The organism is Desulfonatronovibrio magnus (genome assembly GCF_000934755.1).
Classification (GTDB): Bacteria; Desulfobacterota; Desulfovibrionia; order Desulfovibrionales; family Desulfonatronovibrionaceae; genus Desulfonatronovibrio; species Desulfonatronovibrio magnus.
On record NZ_JYNP01000062.1, the window covers coordinates 12,314 to 29,648 of the forward strand.

The 17,335-nt window shown below is 47.5% G+C and carries 17 protein-coding genes; 4 read left to right on the forward strand and 13 right to left on the reverse strand.

Annotated elements, in window-relative coordinates:
* Window positions 1-442: 442 nt before the first annotated feature.
* From LZ23_RS07970 to LZ23_RS08025, 13 genes are all read right to left on the reverse strand, one after another.
* A complete protein-coding gene (locus LZ23_RS07970; RefSeq protein ID WP_157493129.1) occupies window positions 443-3,844 on the reverse strand; it encodes a helicase-related protein in 3,402 nt (1,133 codons plus the stop codon).
* Window positions 3,841-5,616: a phospholipase D family protein gene (locus LZ23_RS07975; RefSeq protein ID WP_045213105.1), complete on the reverse strand. Its 1,776-nt coding sequence runs from the start codon at window positions 5,614-5,616 to the stop codon at window positions 3,841-3,843. Before LZ23_RS07975 ends, LZ23_RS07970 begins: the two co-directional genes overlap by 4 nt.
* The gene (locus tag LZ23_RS07980; protein WP_045213107.1) at window positions 5,600-6,838 is read right to left on the reverse strand and encodes a DUF6361 family protein; all 1,239 of its coding nucleotides are present in this window, start codon (window positions 6,836-6,838) and stop codon (window positions 5,600-5,602) included. The genes LZ23_RS07975 and LZ23_RS07980 overlap by 17 nt, the downstream gene beginning before the upstream one ends.
* Before the next feature lie 2 nt (window positions 6,839-6,840).
* Complete coding sequence (locus LZ23_RS07985) at window positions 6,841-9,966, reverse strand: DEAD/DEAH box helicase (protein ID WP_045213108.1); 3,126 nt, start codon at window positions 9,964-9,966, stop codon at window positions 6,841-6,843.
* Window positions 9,966-10,367, reverse strand: a complete 402-nt coding sequence (locus tag LZ23_RS07990; RefSeq protein WP_045213110.1) for a (deoxy)nucleoside triphosphate pyrophosphohydrolase — start codon at window positions 10,365-10,367, stop codon at window positions 9,966-9,968. Before LZ23_RS07990 ends, LZ23_RS07985 begins: the two co-directional genes overlap by 1 nt.
* Before the next feature lie 24 nt (window positions 10,368-10,391).
* Window positions 10,392-11,348, reverse strand: coding sequence for an HNH endonuclease (locus tag LZ23_RS07995; protein WP_045213112.1), 957 nt, complete (start codon window positions 11,346-11,348; stop codon window positions 10,392-10,394).
* A 65-nt stretch (window positions 11,349-11,413) separates the two neighbouring features.
* Complete coding sequence (locus tag LZ23_RS08000) at window positions 11,414-12,001, reverse strand: class I SAM-dependent methyltransferase (RefSeq protein ID WP_045213114.1); 588 nt, start codon at window positions 11,999-12,001, stop codon at window positions 11,414-11,416.
* Window positions 12,002-12,357: 356 nt separating this feature from the next.
* Window positions 12,358-12,582 carry a hypothetical protein gene (locus LZ23_RS08005; protein WP_045213115.1) on the reverse strand — a complete coding sequence of 75 codons (225 nt, stop codon included), beginning with the start codon at window positions 12,580-12,582 and terminating at the stop codon, window positions 12,358-12,360.
* Window positions 12,583-12,585: 3 nt separating this feature from the next.
* Window positions 12,586-13,179, reverse strand: coding sequence for an ATPase (locus LZ23_RS08010; RefSeq protein WP_232300440.1), 594 nt, complete (start codon window positions 13,177-13,179; stop codon window positions 12,586-12,588).
* A gap of 113 nt (window positions 13,180-13,292) precedes the next feature.
* Window positions 13,293-13,508, reverse strand: coding sequence for a type II toxin-antitoxin system RelB family antitoxin (gene relB / locus LZ23_RS08015; RefSeq protein WP_045213117.1), 216 nt, complete (start codon window positions 13,506-13,508; stop codon window positions 13,293-13,295).
* A 62-nt stretch (window positions 13,509-13,570) separates the two neighbouring features.
* A complete protein-coding gene (locus tag LZ23_RS23935; protein ID WP_157493130.1) occupies window positions 13,571-13,735 on the reverse strand; it encodes a hypothetical protein in 165 nt (54 codons plus the stop codon).
* A 491-nt stretch (window positions 13,736-14,226) separates the two neighbouring features.
* A complete protein-coding gene (locus LZ23_RS08020; protein WP_045213118.1) occupies window positions 14,227-15,012 on the reverse strand; it encodes a hypothetical protein in 786 nt (261 codons plus the stop codon).
* A gap of 206 nt (window positions 15,013-15,218) precedes the next feature.
* Window positions 15,219-15,506: a four helix bundle protein gene (locus LZ23_RS08025; RefSeq protein ID WP_084590949.1), complete on the reverse strand. Its 288-nt coding sequence runs from the start codon at window positions 15,504-15,506 to the stop codon at window positions 15,219-15,221.
* Between the two features lie 347 nt (window positions 15,507-15,853).
* On the opposite strand from LZ23_RS08025, the gene LZ23_RS08030 reads away from it, so the two are divergent.
* From LZ23_RS08030 to LZ23_RS08045, 4 genes are all read left to right on the forward strand, one after another.
* Window positions 15,854-16,036: an arginine deiminase-related protein gene (locus LZ23_RS08030; protein WP_045213120.1), complete on the forward strand. Its 183-nt coding sequence runs from the start codon at window positions 15,854-15,856 to the stop codon at window positions 16,034-16,036.
* A 178-nt stretch (window positions 16,037-16,214) separates the two neighbouring features.
* Window positions 16,215-16,430, forward strand: a complete 216-nt coding sequence (locus LZ23_RS08035) for a hypothetical protein (protein WP_045213121.1) — start codon at window positions 16,215-16,217, stop codon at window positions 16,428-16,430.
* Entirely contained in the window at window positions 16,427-16,846 is a 420-nt protein-coding gene (locus LZ23_RS08040; protein ID WP_045213123.1) for a hypothetical protein, read from the forward strand. Before LZ23_RS08035 ends, LZ23_RS08040 begins: the two co-directional genes overlap by 4 nt.
* Before the next feature lie 217 nt (window positions 16,847-17,063).
* The coding region (locus LZ23_RS08045; protein WP_045213124.1) for an Lcl C-terminal domain-containing protein at window positions 17,064-17,335 on the forward strand (272 nt) is incomplete at its 3' end.

Genomic DNA, 17,335 nt, shown 5'->3' on the forward strand with positions numbered 1-17,335 from the left:
GCCGTAAAAAGGACGTCCTGTTATTCCAGTCTGTTTCAAGTAAATATGGCGTCTGACACCACTGTAGAACAGCAGTGTCAATTATTAATCTTAATCTTTTATTCCGGGATCATGTTTACACATCGCGTCAAGCGCGAAATGTAAAGGAGAGCTTTGATCCTTTGAAGATTAAAAATCAATCATTTTGGATGCTTATACATAGATCCGGGCAGTATCAAAAACAAAAGTTGTCTGTAAGCCTCAAAATTGACCATTTCTTAAGGTGAAATGCAATGATAACAACATGTTGCTGGTCTCAGAGACCGGGGTCCCACTTGTGTTGTCATCAATCAGGAAGACAAGCTCCCTTGAGCTCTTCACTACCGGAAAAAAAGTCCTTTCTGGGAAGGAAGAACTCAAAACAGCCATTCTGACATCAAAATAGCTGTTCTAAGGCCAAAAATCAGTTTTTTTTGAGATATTTTATTTGACTATTCAATGATTTGACCAGGTCCGAGCCAGATTCATTACAAACCGAATGAAGGGAAAGGCCTTTAAAATACGGGCTTAGGTTCATGAACAGTTGCTCAACCTCTTCCTGGCTGACTCCATTTTCAAAAAGATATTCAATAAGTTCTTCCTGCCTGGTCTGTCCCAGACTCAAGCGGTACAAAGAAAGAATTTTGATCAATCTTTCATATCTGGCACTGTCCCTGCTCAAAGGATATAGTGGAACGATGCGCTCAATATTGCATGCCGGATTGTAGGTATCCTGGCCGGTAAGGCGCCAGAACGGCACCAGGTCACTGGTTTGGCTGCTTTTTTCCTGAAGCAGGGCATGGTCAAACATTTCCTGCCAGACATCCTTGTAAAACCGGTTTTTGCCGTATTTAAAAGCAATATTCTGCCGTATTGCATGACACTTATAACGGTTTATACGTCCTTCCCTTTGCTCCAGGTCTATAGGGTTGCCTGGAAGGTTCCAGTGAAATATCTTTCGACAGTAATAGTGAAAATCCAGCCCTTCTTGACCAATAGAGGTAGTGGTCAGTACAAATGGCCTGAAAGGAGAGTTGAAGCTCAAACGAATATTTTCTTTACGCTGCCCGCTTTTGCCTTCATCTTTCATGTCATAAAAGCCAACCGCATAGCTGGAGCGCATTCGAATCTGTTTCTTTTTTAAATCTATGCGGTCATAGTTTTTCACCCTGTGGCGGAATGCAGGATAAGTATCAACATTATAGCTTGCTGTATGAGTTTTGAGAGTCCTGATCATGTCCCGGACCAGGGCCTGATTTCTCTTTTCCAATTCTTCCGGTGAACAATGCTGCATATCATGGCCATCAAGAAGCATATGCGCATATTCATCCAGCACAGCCTGGAGATTGCCATCAAGGCAGTAGCGCAGAATATTTTTCCAGTGTACCCCCTCACCTGCCTTGCCATAAGATAAATCAACCATGGCAATGGCCTCCTGGGTATTGAACCGATCAACAATGGTTTTGGCCAGCTGCCATGAAAGCCCGACAGCTCTCGGAGTGTCAGGACCAAGCATTCTCAGGGCGCAGATTGCCGGTGAGGCTATAGCCATATTGGTCAGCACCCGGGCAAGATCTTCAGGCATTAAGCCCAGTTCTACCTGCTCTGGATCCTGGTAAAGATTTTTCAGTCGCTCAAGATGAAGAGACAGGGCATAACTGTCCTCTTCCTGGCCCACAACCCCGTCATGATCTTCATCAACGCTTTGCAGAACAGGGTTTTTGAACCACTCCTGAATCCTTGGCTGGCTTCTACCCATTAAAAGCGGGGCCATGTAATACCAGCGTTCATCCTGGCGCTGGCCCTCTCTTCTGACATAATGCCTGAAAACGTCCAGATGTCCTTTTATCTTGTCCTGCACTTCTCTGAGGATGTCTTTAATGGACATGTCTCTGTTCATAGCCTCTATGGGATCATACATTGATGCCAGGGTAACAGATGGATGCAGCAGACAAAGATAGTTCATGTTGGCCGGCTCATTGTCCTTCACTGAAAAAGTTACTCTTGGAGGAGGAAACCTTTTGTTTTTGGAATCAGGAAAGTAGCTGCGCCTCTCTGATTGCTGACCAGGTGTTTTTTTAATGAGTGTTCCCACTGTCAAGCGTTCGGCTTCATAGGAAATCAGGGTTGAGACAGCCCTGGGAACCATCTCCCAGGCAGAAAAAACCAGTGTCTTGGAAAAGTTTTCCTGGTTGCGGAATGGACCTCCCAGCTCATAATATGGCAGGGATGGGGGGACCCAAAGAAGCCTGGCTGCTTCTCCGGAAAGTACTGTTTCTTTGAGCTTTTCAAACCGGGCATGATGTATGTTCAAAGGCTTGTACCCGGCCACTTTGTTTTTGTTGATCCAGAGACGTGGACTGTTTAAAAGGGGAAGCTTTTCAGGCTTGGCCTTCATTTCTTCCTGTATATCATGCTTGACCTTATAGTTCTGCATGAAGGACATAATCAGGGGGGCTGACTTGATGTACTCCACCGGCATTGTTCCCCTGAGTTCCAGTTCTTCAAGCACTCTATCCATGTCTGCATAAGCCAGGATGTCGTCTTCATGAACCTGCAAGTGGTTATTGTCTTTTGAATCCACAAGATCTATAGCACCCGGAACCTTTAACCGTTCAGTCCGGCAAATCCCGTTATACAAGACTTCCTCTGCCTGCTGTTTCTGAGTGATGATTGCTGCTGAATCCCTGTGCAAGAACTCTTTCAGGCTTACGGAGTAGTTTTTCCAGGCGGTCTTGAAATTGTTCATCTGCAACGGCTGGTTTTCAAACAGAAACTCTAGCACCTGCATGAACTCTTCATAATGCTCATCTTTTTGATTTTCCTGAATTTCTTCCAAGGTGGAATAAAGTTTATAGGGAGTTGCAGACAAAAGAAGAACTTTCATATCTTTTTTATCACTGCCTGCTGGGTTGAAGAATTTTCTGGCCAGCATGGTTGCTTCGTTGTCTTCTTCAGATCTTAACAGCTCAGGAAACCTTTGAAACTCATCCATGATAACCAGGTCAGCGTCCATCCGTTCCAGGCTGATTTCAGCCATTGTTTTTCTTAACCGGAGTATAAGATCATTTGCCTTTGGAACTGACCGGTAACCATAAAGGCTGATGGCTTCCAGAACTTGTTCGGCCTCTTCACGAAAAGACGGGTCATTGCATAGCCTCTCCTGAACTTCACGAACCATGTAACTCAAATATTGTCCCTGACTTTTACGGTCACAGCCGGCCACCTGTGCTTCAAAAAAATTACGTACCCAACCCCAGCTTACAGTAGCATAGGAGACCATGAGCTCTTCCAGGGGGGCCAGATATTGCTTAAAAAAGGGAATACTCTTTATGACAGCAAAGATAAGCGCCCGTTCACGCACACTGCCGCATCCACCAGTCATGGAAAAAGAGGTTCCCGGTGTCAGGGGGATAAGCTGCAGATAGCTCTGGCTGACCTCTTCATCGTACAAGTGCTCATAAATTTTTAAATGCTGCATGGACAGCCTGGTATCTGAGAGTCCGTCAATTTTTACATTTTCATGGACCTTGAGCTTCTTAAGGTTCTGACCGGCAATGCTCTGGTTGGAACAGACGTAGACTACTTTAAACAGGTTATTTTTCAGTTTTTCAAATTCATCTTTTTTTGCCTGCTCATAGTACTTCCTGGCCATTCTGGCGACCACACCCTTGGCTACCAGTGTCTTTCCCAACCCCACTTCATCAGCCACCAGTACACGATGGAAACCATCTGTAAAAAGTTGTTCTACCCTGTTGACGGTTGCCAGCTGAAAATCCTTAAGACCGGCAAGCACTGCATTTTCCCTGACTGCCAGATCAATCATCTCTTCACCCTCTTGGATGCTTTCCTGCATTTGTCAAATAAAGCATTGAATTCCTCGGGCACTATTTCCGGGTCATCAATGAACCTCAAAACTTTTTCTATCTCCTTTAGCCTCTCTGGTTCACGGGCCACCGTGCGCAGCAGATGTTCGTACAGTACAGGATTCTGGACCGGCTGCATCTTCCACTTTCCTGTTTTCAGCCTGTCTGCATCAAACTGTTCCATAGAAGTAAGCAGGATGCTGTCAGAAAGCAGAAATGACAGGTATTTCAAAAAAGCCTGCCTGTCCTTGATTATGGTCTTGAATACGGCCTTGTCCCTTTCAGGTGGAATATTTCCGGTGGGTATTTTTATTATCCTCCTGACAGTCAAATCATTTTTTGATGCTGATATTTTGTAAAATTCGCTTAGATGCTCCAGCCTGATATTTTGAATAACAGTAGTTTTTTCCAGCTTTACCTGCTGTTCACCCGCCAGAGAGGAAACGGTGAAGCATACTTTATCAGGTATTCTCTCCAGCTCAATCTGAATGTTAAAATTCTGGTGCTCCCCGGAAATTACGTGAGCCCGCATTTTTCCACGGCAAAGCTCTTTGATTGCCCTCTGCAGTTCATCAGCAGGGTCATCATCTGAGAAATCACCTTGGGGAATGGATTCAATTTTTTCAAAAGGATTATCCTTGTCATCCTTGCCAAAGATATCCTCAAGAATGTCAGCCAGTTTGAAACCCCATTTGCGGTAATCAAGCTTTAACAGAAATTCTACATTGGCATCAAAGGCCCTTTGCGTGCAATTTGCTGAGCCAAAGTACAGGGCATGATTACTCCCTTTGGAGCGGGCGTAAAATTTGGCGTGGATATCCTGATTCTGGGGGACCTCAGCCTGGAGCTCATCTTCGCTAAGCCCCTCCTCCCCTTCGGCAACCAGCTCTTTCATGACGTATACCTGAAATGATTCGAAGTGCTCCGGTAAAAGCTTGGGCAGCTCTGCTCTCCGGGTAATCAAGGTCCTGGAAGAATTGCTCAGGGCCAGACTGTCAAACTCTTTAACAGGAGTTTTACTGAGAAAGGGCGAGATGATCACCAGGTCTTTGTAGGACTGAAAAAGAGAGCTGGACTTTTTATCATGTCCGTCAATACCCAGTGGACAAAATTGAAAATCAGCCACTTGCTGAATTTGCGGGTCAAAATAAACCTGTCCGATTTCTTCCTGAATGTTTTTGATCCTTCGTCGTTTTTTTCTGGAATTTATGTGCTGGATTAAAAAGCCTATAAAATCCTGTAAGGGACTGTTTTTCTCTGTTGGCTCATCACCTTTTTTGCCATCCAGGCAGACAGCCATGTCCCAGCTTCTATCGAAGGTAAGATTGCGGCTGAGCACAATTATACGGTAAATGGGATCTTTCTGAGGACCAGCATACCTGATCACCCACACCTTGGGATGAAAAGATCTGCCCCTGGGCAGATGAACCTGAAAAACAGAGCTCTCCACCAGAGAATAAACCGTGTTGTTCTTGTGAGGAATTTTTATTTGTCCAGGTTCACAGAAAATGGCGAGGTTGTCGGTACTACGGCGCAAGCCCTCCAGCACTGCAACAGGATTCTGGGTTGCACTGCTGCCAAGTTCCTCGGACATGAACAGGGCCATGGGAATCCCGAGCATGGCTTCCAGATCCAGACTGTAGGTTGTACCCAGAGCAAAGTCTGTATAATAATCCGGAGGTGGAGCCAGAAGGTGGCTGTAACTCAGTCGATCACTACCCGGCCTGAGCATGACTGCCCTCCAGTGCTTTAAAAATATCAGTCAAAATATCCCTGGCATAGGAATAGCGAAAGTCCAGCTTTCCTCCACGCAGACCATCTCCTACTTTGTAGCTGTAAAGGGCTGAATTGCGCAGCTTGGCTCTTTGTCTTCCCTTGAGATCAATTTCTCGTTGGACAATAAGGCTATCCATGTCCTCTTCATTGCCAGCCAGAACGTATTTCTTCCACTGGGTTAAAAAGCGGCGCAGGGCGGGATTACTTATTTGCAGGTAATCCATGGGTGCAACAGGCTCGTAATGCTCAAACCTCTGGGTGACAAAATAGGAACTGAGCCATTCTGTCCATAATTGCCGGGCTTTTTCATTTCTGCCCTCAGACAGAATCAAATTATAGCGCAGGCTGGCCCCGAAAATGAACCTTGAAAAGTCCCTGGCCATTTCAAAATCCTGCCTTATGCTTTCAGGAAGTTCCAGCGCTTCACCTATGGCACCAAAGTCCTCCAGAGCCGTGAAAACTTCAGGTTCAACCTGCAAAAGAAACGCCAGGAGTGAGTCTTTGGAAAAACTGGACCTTATTATGCACTGCTTGAGATGCAAGGCTTCTTCATATGTTAAATGGATGCTGATATGCTCCCGCCAGTTTTCAGGTGGAGGCGGACACCTCCAGAACCCGCCGGTCAGAGAAGTGCCGGCTGCATCTGAATCATCTCCCTGGCTGGAGACATCTTCTGAAACACCCATGGATCTAATATCCAGATTTTCTTTTCTTACTGCACACACAGCCCTGGCGTAATCTTCAAGGGACAGATGCGGATACCGAAGAATCCCGAATGTCTTCAATCCGCTCCAGTAAACGCTGGATGGCTTGCGTTTCAGGTTTTTTCCGGCTGTTTCTCCAATCACGCCCTTCTCGCCACTTTTCAAAAGCGGTTCAATAAGTTCGAGCTCCATATCATTGAGCTTTTGTATTAGAGCGTTTGGGGTGATGTTTTTCTGTTTCTCCAGTTCCATCAGAATATAAGGAACTAAAAAGAAATACTTGGCTCTGGTCTGAATGGTAGAAGTACCAGGGAACAGCTTGTGTGAAAATCCGTCCCTTATCTGCCCGATTCCAATTTCGTCAACAGCCCCTGGTGCAGCAAGGGACTGAAGGACTGTCATGACTTTACGGCGATGTTCCGGGGAATAATCGATCCAGCCTATCTGAAGTGGGTTTCCTGATGTGTTGAACATAACTATCCACCAAGCCTATTATTCTCAAACATCTCCACTGGCATGGGATGCTGCAGGTCCCAGACCATCTTGATGGGGCGTTCGCTTTCATAGCTTACCAGGTCCCCAGGCCCCAAAAAAGTAAAGGGCATGGTAACGCCGAGGCTTTTCTTTTGTTCCCGGACAAAGAAAAGCACAGTATAGCCCTTTTCTCGATGATGGATGAGGTTTTGGCCGGCCTGACCCATTTGTGTGTTGGTAGATTGGGACTCCCAATGGATTCGATTCCTGCTTATCGGATAGTCAGCATACATAGTGGTTGGGGAGAACTCGTGCTCTGTTTTTTGAAATGTGATCAGCAGGGCATAGACTTTTATTGTTTGGGCATGCAATATACCGATGCCTGTCGGACCTGTTGAATCCAGATTTGCCAGTCCCAGGGCGGCATTGATATCTCGACTGGTATACCTGGCATGAAGCTCCAAGCAGTTCTCAAAAGGGAGATTCAGTGATTTGCCTTCGATCTTTGAAGTATTGGCAGCCCAGGCAAGTATTTCGTCCATATCAGCAAGGATAGTGGGATTCTTGGAAAGCTTGGTGAACGAATCTTCGAGCGAGAACATGTCCAAGTTACCAGCGTTGGCTGCCCAGATCCTGTAATGAATTGAAATGACTGAATCCCCGGCAACTGAAAGGGCCTGGGCAATCTGCTTATCCTGCAAGTGTACAATTATTCTTCTCAACCTGGATATTTCTCGGGGTCCATTTATCTGAGCAATTCTTACCAAGGCTTTCTTTAAGCGGTTCAGGTCAGGATCAGTGGGTATTTGTGATAAATGCGCTTTTGACTTCCAGCCGCTCCAGGTCTCTTTGACCAGCAAGCGCTCCGGCTCGTAATCATGATGGGTGATAAAATTGCCAAAGGTCAGCTGCTTTCCGGTTTCGTTTTCAAAAGTCTGGAGGCGCTCAGGGATCTGCACTCTAAGGTTACGCAAATTTTCGCGGATATTTTCAAGTACATGTCGGCGCGATATCCGATCCAGCTGAATGGAACAACCAGGGGGGAGATGTGGAAAATCCAGCTCCACTTCCCGGTCAATGGAAAAGCGATGCCTGGGAAGTAAGGCTTTCAATTTTGTATCAATGCGGTACTTCCTGTGAGCCTGGCCTACAAAGTCCAGCACAGTCAGGCAGTCCTTTCCAGGTGCATGACGCAGACCTCGCCCCAACTGCTGCATGAAAACTGTCAGGCTCTCTGTGGGCCTTAGAAACAGGACCACATTTAAGTCCGGAACATCCACTCCTTCGCTCAACTTATCCACAGTGAAGAGAAAAGTAAGCTCTCCAGATCTTAGCTGTTCAAGTAGGCTGGCGCATTGATTATTGTCTATTCCGGATACCAGCGCTGCTGAAGGTATGCCGTGCTGGCTGAACATATCAGCCATGTAATGTGCATGCCTGATGGATACACAAAATCCGACTCCCTTGATCTGAGCTAGCTCTGGTTCGTATCGTTTCAGAGCCTCAAGGACTACATCCAGGCGCTGCCTGGCCTGGACGTGAGCACCGGTATAGATTTTTTCCAGTTCAGCCACGTTATATCTGCCGTGATGCCAGAAACGGTCCTCATTAAGAGAAATGGGATCAGCCACACCAAAATAGTGAAACGGACAAAGCAGTTTTTCTTCCAGGGCTTCAGGCAGCCTGATCTCTGAAGTTATGCGATTTCCGAAATCAGCCAGCACATTTTCCCCGTCCATACGTTCCGGTGTTGCGGTCAAGCCCAGAAGCACCTCAGGCTCAAAATTGTCGAATATTGGACGATAACTGGCTGCTGTGCCGTGATGAGCCTCATCAATGATGATAAAATCATAAAAATCCCTGCTCACCTGTTCCCACAGCCTTCTGTTGATAAGCATGTTCACTGAGCAAAAAAGATAATTTACTTGTTCAGCTTGGTGCTGACCAACGAGAAGATCGCCAAAATTGTGATTTTTAAGTACATTTCTGAAGGTATCCAAAGCCTGTTCCAAAATTTCCTGGCGATGGGCCACAAACAACAGCCTGGCCTGTTTTTGCTTTTTCTGGAAAAAACGATGGAAATCGAAGGCTGCAATTACTGTCTTACCGGTCCCGGTAGCAGCTACAACCAGGTTTTGGTATTGATTATTGATGTTCCTGTCCCGCTCCAACTCTTCCAGGATACGCTCCTGAAAAGGGTGTGGCCTCAAGTCAAAGAACACCTGAGCCCGGGTCTTAGAGGTTCTTGCCCTGCTGATCGCTTCGCGCAACTGCCCGGGATCATCCGGATCAAAGGGTATAAACTCACGGCTGTTCCAGTAAGTTTCAAACTCTGCAGTAAATTTTTCCAGGATATGCAGCATGTCCTGTTCAGTGACTTTCAGGTTCCATTCCAGGCCGCTGGTCATAGCTGCGTGGGACATGTTGGCTGATCCGATGTAGGCCGTGGAAAATCCGGAATCTCGCTTGAAGAAATAAGCCTTGGCATGCAGCCGGGTCCGCTGCGTATCATATGAAACACGGGCCTGAACATTGGGCATACGGGACAGCCACTCCACGGCAGGGGCATCTGATGCACCCATATAAGAAGTGGTAATGAGCCTCACAGGCACTCTACGGTCCCGCAGATCTTCAAAAGCAGGCATGAGCAAACGCAGCCCTGACCACTTGATAAAGGAAATCAGAATATCCACCGAATCTGCGGATTTCATCTCGGCCAAAAGTTCGTGGACTAACTGAGGGTCACGAGGGGAACCTGTAAAAAGACTGCTTTCAAACATTGGCGTGTGGGGCCTGGGAATGCCTGACCTTGCATAATTGGGAGGGGTTATCTCCAAGAGAACTGGCTTTTTACCCGAAACCAGTTGTCTTATGTTTACTTGCTGTTCAGTGCCATCATACAGTTGAGCAAGAATAGCGTTGCAAATCAGAGTTCTCTTGTCTGAGTCGGTTTCTTCACGCAGAACCTGCCTGACCACTTTGGCCACAAGATCCGCATACCTGGCCGGCTGTTCCTCTGTATCTATTTTTCCAAGAACTGTTCGCAGTTCTGGATACTGGTCCAGTATGCTCTGGAGGCGGTTATCCAGCAGGGCGTCATAAATGCCATAAGCAAGCTTGTTGGCCATCAGCTCTTTCTCTCAAGCGTTGCAAGGTATGCATCAAGGACCGGCAGATCAGCCTCGGCCCAGTTCAGGCCGGCAAGCCTGTCCGGCGGGAACCAGGCAGCTTCTGCATGTTCTGCAAGCTTGAATCCGGAGGTCGTTGCCTTGCAGATGAAAGGATAAAGCGTAACAATAAAGTCGGGGTAAGTATGTGTTGAAGGAGATAGTTGATCAGCAATATCAACTTCAAGGTCCAGTTCTTCCATAATCTCCCTTTTTAGGCAGTCTCCTGGATCTTCCCCAGCCCTGATCTTGCCCCCGGGAAATTCCCATTTCAGGGGCAGATGCATGGACGAGCTGCGCCTGGCCGCCAGGACCAGACCATTTAGCTCAATAATTGCGCAGGTTACGTGGATGTGTTTCATGTTTAATTGCAAAGTGTTATAGACTCACTTCCTGAACACCTCTTTCCTATGCCACCCCAGACACTCCTGATCCGGAATATGCTTTTCATCCGAAGGCCTGAAAATAGGCCTCTGCTCCAGGGTCATGATGGGACCGGGATTGTTCTGTTCCTGCCTGGACAAAGGGGAAATCAGAACTTCATATTGCCTGCCCACACTCATGAATCCCCGGTCAAAACTCCAGTGGCAGAGCCTGCAAAGGGCCATACCATTGGCCGGGCGATCATCATTTGTATCTGACCAGGGTCTTATATGGGCTGCTTCAACTATTGTATGACCTTCCGGGGTAAGCATGCGGATGCCACACAGGGCGCAGCGGTGAGCGTACAGGGTCATGACCGCCTTGCGGAACCCTTGGTCTCTTATGCTTGCGGGTTTTTCAGAACCATAGGACATGATCTTTTCTGCGGCCTTAAGGAGCTTCTGACTGTATTCAAAAGCCTCCTGGTTTTCTGATGCTTCCAGCAGAAGTTTCTGCCTGATTTCCGGAGAAAAATAAGTATGCAAAACAACAGCCCTGAGTTCTTCCCTGGTTTTATGTTCTGAAAAGAGCAGAAACAGTTCCTGATCAATTTCAGCTCCCACGACTATACTTTTCAGCCGGGTTACTGAAGAAGTGATTCTGTCTTTGATTTCATTTTCCATACCGGGCTTCGGCACCAGCTTCCAGAAACCCTCGCTCTGCATATGGAAAAAAGGATAAGCCATGTTGCCTGTTGTTCCAACTGGCATGATCAGACTCCAGTAGCGGGCAAAGCGTTCAATGAGGTCAAAGGTGGGCTCAATAAATGGAGAAGTCAGTTCGCTCTGGGCGGCAATGTCCATAACCGACAAAAGCAGAAAGGGCTTGTGCGGGGCGCGGAAGGTAGTGGCCTCGGTCCAGCGATTGCGGTTTTTATCAGTACGCAGCCGGGCCAGCTTGTTAAGATAATCAATACTCATGCAATGTCGGGTTCAAAGTTTGAGGCTCTATGATCAGGACCGCCATCCCAGGTATGAGGTCAAAATTATTGTTCAAATTCTTTCAGCAGAACTAAACTCATCCAAGTATCAGTTTTTCTTACCTGTGAAGTTTGAACAGAAAAATCAAGACAGATCAAGCCCATTTTTTTGAGGATACTCAAAAGATACCCCTTCTCCCAAAGGAAAAACATTCTGCCATCATCTGCTTCCTGCCTGCCCTGCCCCTGTTTCATGGTGATCAGGGCGTGGCCGCCAGGCTTTAACGCCTTGAGAATATTTGAAAGCGCAGGTGAAAAGCGCTCATGTGGCAGGTGGACCAGAGCGCCGATGAGCAGGAGCCCGTCCATGTTCATCAAACTGAAGTCATAGGATTCAAAATCAGCTTCAATCACGGGCAGGCCGGTATGGTCCCTGGCCAGGGCGGCCAGGTCAGGGGAGCGTTCCAGGCCTGTACAGTCAAAACCGCGCTCTTTGAGCCAGAGCATGTCGCGGCCTGATCCGCATCCGATATCCAGAACTTTTGAACCAGGTGTAAGGTGTTCTACAAGAGGCAGGAGAAATGAGGAAGGATCGACCTTTATGGTCTTGTTGAAATAATCTTGGGCATGGGTGTGGTAGAATCGGTTGCTCATGAGGACGGGGGTATTACAGTATGCTCCGTCCAGGACTGATCAAGTTCGGCCAGTTTTCCTTGTTCTCAGACCGACCTGAGTGCTCAAAGTACAGGCCGCCTATCTGTCGCCTGCGCTCCAGTACTGACCAGTTCGCCCAAAAACATTAATGTCAGCAATGCTGACCATATCAAACTTACCTGAATCACGTATTACGTAAAACCGGTAAACACGGTTACTCAGCGGATAAACCACTGATCCCAAAGACTTGCCTATATGAAAATAAAGGCCCTGCAGCCTTCCGACCTGGACCGGAAGTTATCAATGATCCGTTGTTCTAAAGCCAAAATCAGTCCTTTTTTGGAGATTTTCTTCAGCTATTCAATGACTTGAGCTGGTCCGACTCCGGGTTCCTCCATTCTAATAGTACCATCAGACATTTCTTGCACAATTCTTCCGTCTTTGAGATAAACAACCCCGACACCAGCGGACCATGCCCTTTCTCTGGCCCTCCTGGATGCCCGTTTTAAAGCGGCTTCAGCGTTTATCATATCAATGTCACGCTCTTTTTCAGGCTTTAACTCATTATGCGTTGTTTTCATAATTTACCCCTCATCTATGATTATTGGCCCTTCTCCTGAATTATCATACAAAGCCCATTCATCTGCAATTTTCTTGTATATATTTTCGAAATTTTCCCAGCCCCTGACAAATCTCCTGCGGATAACATATTCTGGAATATCATGACCTCCCATCATAACCCTGTTTTTTACTCTGACAATTGCCAGCTCAGGCGTTGCCAGTCTGAGATAAAAAAGCTTGACCTTATACCCGGCAGATCTCCACTCAGGAATATGCCTTGAATATGAACGCCCGCTCAGGGTTGTTTCAAAAGAAAAACTGCGCAATTTACCAACATTTGCAAAAATTTCTTCAAGCATCAAGCGTCCGGCCTTAAATGCAGCGCTGTCAGGATTAAATGGGGCCAGCCCGGCGGCAATCAGGTCGGAATTGATGAATGTGAGGCAATTTGCCTCACCAGGAAGGAACTCCTGTGCAAAGGTGGTTTTACCTGCACCGTTTGGTCCGGAAATAATTATGATTTTCGGATTTATGGTTTTATTTGTTTCAACTTCAGGGAGGTCTTTGTGCTCCTGAAACACGAGTCCTTCAAACTCGCTTCCTTGATTTTTCTGCATAGCTTCCTCAGCAAAATAGCTTTCAGACTGACAGGACGTGCACATTTTTCAAAGCATCGGTGAGTTAACCGGACACTACTGATTACATAAGCAACTTGCTTTTCTCGTCAGATTCAACCTTCCAGATCAACTTCCTGCTCCAGCTCTTCTAAGGACCAGGTCCTTTCAGGCGGGTTCTCTAACCTGTGTACCGCAAGGTAATAGTCTTCCAGATCTTCCAGGTGCTCAATGATTGCTTCACGGGCATAATAAGTCTTTGTTCTTCCCGTTTTTTCAGCCAGATCAACGAGTTTTTTTTCGATGTCTTCAGGCAGTCTGACAGCTAACATTTCTTTTCTCCTGACATACAAATATTGCAAATTCGTGCAGGTCGTCAATCATGTAAAAACACTTAAAGTGCCATCCGGTCTTTCATTTGATCTATGCCCCCGGACGCTGCCCAGGGTTTGTCACGAATATAAGTGTTACGCTTGTTGGTTTTATCCCACTGATATTTGTTTCTCGGACAAAAATCGCTACCGCTGATAACACTGATTATGGCTGATAAAAGTCTCATTTAATCTGTGGAGATCTGCGCAATCAGCGGCTAAAATTCTTTTCTTTGCTTTTGATATGAAAGCAGAAGACATTGAACCGCTGATCTCGCTGATTTACGCTGATAAAAGAAAATGCAATAATTATATTCAGCAAAGAAAAATATTTTTTCGCAGAACAAAACTCATCCAGGTATCGGTTTTTATTTCCTGTGAAGTTTGAACAGAATAATCAACACAAATCAAGCCTGAATCTTTGAAAATACTTAAAAGATACCCCTTTTCCCAAAGAACAGAGGTCAGAAATCAGGGGTCAGATGTCGGAAAGGACCAGCGCAAAACGCTCATGGGGAAGGTTGGCCAGTGTAAATAGGAACCTGTCCCTTAGATTTATGGAGTGCGGGCATTAAAATCCGCTTTAAATATCAGGATAAACTTAGTTGAATCCTGTCAAGGCAGAGTCGTTTTGCGACCCTTGCCTTCTTTGACCGTCAACACTACTATTTACTCAACGTTATTGCACCGGATTCAGGTAATCCCAGGTGGTTCGAACCGACCGGACGCCCACGGTGGAACCCGGCCAGATCACAAATTCGCTGAGCCCGGTGTCGCACCCCTGCCCTTGATACCAGTCGCAGGTATATCCCAGACGGGTCCAGGGATAAGGATGACTCCCCCCATAGCTGGAGGCCTGGTTGGCCTCGAACCACTGCCTGTATTCCGGAGATAGTTCCTGGAAGCGGGGCAAAGGAAAATCCAGCTCGCAAACCGTGTCCGTTATTTCCGGGTCCGGGCAGGGGCGGGCCATGTCATTGGGATTAACCCAGACTTCGACAAACTTGGTGTTCTCAGTATCCGGGGGCATGCCCAGGAGCTGCGCCACTCTGAGCTGCAGCATTGATTCGCTGAAAGAAGGCCCGGGCGCGAAAAAAGTCTGTATTTCCGGAACTGCGGTCACCCACAGCCACAGCCAGTCAGGCAGGATGTAGTCCTGGCCCACGGAATTGTCATAGTAGTCGCCACCCACCCAGGAAACCATCAGCACCCGCGATGCCCCCGGCTTACCTTCCCAGATCAGGTCGGAGTTGTACGCGGCGATGGGCGTCAGCGTGGCCACGATTTCTCCCGGCTCGGCTACAACAGCATCAGCCACGGCCCGCTGATATCCGGCTTGGAGATCGCCGCCATCCCCTGAACCGTCCGATGATCCGCCGCCACAGGCGGTGGCGAGAAAAAGAATCAATACCAAAAGAAAAGCGAAACGTATTCCATTGCCTGATTCAAAGATTTTGGGTGCCATGGTTGCTTCTCCTGTTTGTCCCAAATTTTCCTGCTCAATGTCCAAAACCTTAGGGGTCGGACCTGACCATCATATTTAGATATCTGTTATCGGTTATCTGTTATCGGTTGCAGGTTATAGGGTGTAAGTCAGCGAGACAAGGACTTAATGAGACCTTTGAGCAATTTGCTGATGTTTCACAGCCATGTTCAAGTTCATAACCTCCGTTAAGGCTTGTGGTTGCTGGATTGAGAACTTAAAGAACCTGTCCCCACTCTCTTCTTCGTTTTGTTTTGATACTCTCTATTGCATATACATAGTACATTTACACCTCTACGAGCAGGAAGCCATGCCTCACGCAAATTCAAACACACTGAACGTGATGAACGTCTGATCTGGCTTGTCAGAGCATATCTTTCTTCATCTGGAAATTTTTTGCTGATATCAAATATATGCATAGCCAGCTTGTATGCCTTTTGATAAACAATTAAATCCTTGGCTGACTGCACTCCCATCTTTCTGTCTCCTGCCCCCCCACCGGGGCGTAGGCCCCTATGGGCCGGAGGCTGACTCCTGATACCTTCTTCATTGGGCAGTACGGGATATTATATGGTAGACTGTAGGCTGGTTGTCTCGAATAAATCTGGCAATTCTTGGCATGTTAAACCTCTGTTAGGGCTTGTGGTTGTTGGGTTGAAGGGAATGTAGCGAAATATGGTAGAAAATGCAACTTAAAGAACCTGTCCTCAATTTCACCCAATTTCATTCCTCTTTCTGCTTCACAGGTAAACTGGAATGGATTAGTTTGCCAATTTATTTTATTTATGTTGACAATGTACTTTAAAAGGTGCAAACTATATTTATGCCCAGAGAGAAAGTGCTTACTGCCAGGTTTTATGCGACTTCCTCCGGCTCATTTGATCATTTCACAGCGGATCAAAAATCCACTCTGGCCGAATTCGGCGCTCTCCTGCCCGTGGACATCCCGGTGATCGAAGCAGTGGGGGGAGGCAGCGCCCGGTGCATACTCGGAGAAGTGTTCTGACCACCGGGTGGTTCACTTTTGAAATAGGAACACCTCGGACTATGCGGAAAACCCCTCGGCATGCGGGGGGACAAGGCTCGTGTGCCGCCTTTCTGACGGCCCGATTTCCGACAACATTGGCAACCAACCATTGAACCAGCATGTCCCCTCGAAACATGTCCCCTCGAAAGGAAAGCAGATGAAAACCAAAGCTCGATTTGCCGTGTCCATCGTCTTGCGCGGGATGGCCATTTTTCTCGTATTCTTGTTGCTGTCCGGCTCCGTGGCCTTGGCCCGTCAGGACCTGTCCGCAAAGGTCCAGGTCGGCGCCCGGGCCGAGTGGGATCTGCCCCGGGTGATCCTGATGCATACTCCGGGCGAGGAGATCCTGCACGGCGTGATTTGGACCCAATGATGGTTCCTTTGGTGGATCTCTACGAACTGCGGGACGGGGTCTATGTGAAGACCATGGCCGACCGGAATTTTCAGGATTTCCTGGAGCAGGACCTCGGCTACACGGTCATACCGGCCAGTCGCAAGGACCAGAACCTTTACGGCCTGAACTTCCTGACCGTGCGCTCGGATCGTATCCTGGCCATTGACGGGGTCATCGAAACCTACAAGCAGCGGCTGCAAGAGCACGGGGTGGACGCCACCTGGATGGATTTCGGCGCCCTCTACCATGTGACTGCTCGGGGGAATGCTCGATCAGATATCTTTTTGGGTGACGGCGACCATCCCCAGTCTATTGCCGCGCAACTCGGGCTTCATTATGCCACTGTCAGCAGGATCATCAAAAAGGAACGAGATAAGTTGAAAAACAAGACCTGACCCTATCCAATTCGAACACGACACCGGAACAGCTTCCGGACATCACTCGGATCGCCAAGAATCCTGGCAGTGCCAACCAAGTGGGCGCAAACAGTGCGGCTTTAAGCGGTTGGCGTTTTCTGTAATATATTGGATTTCTACAGTTTTATTCATGGCATGAATAGTGCTAAAAGAGATGCAAGACCATAACTGTCCAACCTCAACAGGAGAAAAAATCATGAAAAAGCTTTACGCGGTTGCAACCATGGCTTTCGTACTCTGCCTGACCGGGCTGGTCCTTTCAGGCACGGCCTTTGCCGACAGGTGCGTGGACAATGGAGACGGAACAGTAACGGATAACGGAACCGGACTGATGTGGCAGAAAGCAACGGCTGGACCAATGAACTGGGATGCGGCCATGAGCTATGCATCCGGCCTTTCATTGGCTGGGCATTCCGACTGGTGGTTGCCGGGCAGAGATCGACTAGAAGAGCTGTACTATTCTCCCTG

Coding starts and splice junctions, on each gene's coding strand:
- LZ23_RS07970 (WP_157493129.1), bottom strand. CDS start 3,844: ATGATTGATCTGGCAGTCAGGGAAAATGCAGTGCTTGCCGGTCTTAAG.
- LZ23_RS07975 (WP_045213105.1), bottom strand. CDS start 5,616: ATGCTCAGGCCGGGTAGTGATCGACTGAGTTACAGCCACCTTCTGGCT.
- LZ23_RS07980 (WP_045213107.1), bottom strand. CDS start 6,838: ATGTTCAACACATCAGGAAACCCACTTCAGATAGGCTGGATCGATTAT.
- LZ23_RS07985 (WP_045213108.1), bottom strand. CDS start 9,966: ATGGCCAACAAGCTTGCTTATGGCATTTATGACGCCCTGCTGGATAAC.
- LZ23_RS07990 (WP_045213110.1), bottom strand. CDS start 10,367: ATGAAACACATCCACGTAACCTGCGCAATTATTGAGCTAAATGGTCTG.
- LZ23_RS07995 (WP_045213112.1), bottom strand. CDS start 11,348: ATGAGTATTGATTATCTTAACAAGCTGGCCCGGCTGCGTACTGATAAA.
- LZ23_RS08000 (WP_045213114.1), bottom strand. CDS start 12,001: ATGAGCAACCGATTCTACCACACCCATGCCCAAGATTATTTCAACAAG.
- LZ23_RS08005 (WP_045213115.1), bottom strand. CDS start 12,582: ATGAAAACAACGCATAATGAGTTAAAGCCTGAAAAAGAGCGTGACATT.
- LZ23_RS08010 (WP_232300440.1), bottom strand. CDS start 13,179: ATGCAGAAAAATCAAGGAAGCGAGTTTGAAGGACTCGTGTTTCAGGAG.
- relB (WP_045213117.1), bottom strand. CDS start 13,508: ATGTTAGCTGTCAGACTGCCTGAAGACATCGAAAAAAAACTCGTTGAT.
- LZ23_RS23935 (WP_157493130.1), bottom strand. CDS start 13,735: ATGAGACTTTTATCAGCCATAATCAGTGTTATCAGCGGTAGCGATTTT.
- LZ23_RS08020 (WP_045213118.1), bottom strand. CDS start 15,012: ATGGCACCCAAAATCTTTGAATCAGGCAATGGAATACGTTTCGCTTTT.
- LZ23_RS08025 (WP_084590949.1), bottom strand. CDS start 15,506: ATGGGAGTGCAGTCAGCCAAGGATTTAATTGTTTATCAAAAGGCATAC.
- LZ23_RS08030 (WP_045213120.1), top strand. CDS start 15,854: ATGCCCAGAGAGAAAGTGCTTACTGCCAGGTTTTATGCGACTTCCTCC.
- LZ23_RS08035 (WP_045213121.1), top strand. CDS start 16,215: ATGAAAACCAAAGCTCGATTTGCCGTGTCCATCGTCTTGCGCGGGATG.
- LZ23_RS08040 (WP_045213123.1), top strand. CDS start 16,427: ATGATGGTTCCTTTGGTGGATCTCTACGAACTGCGGGACGGGGTCTAT.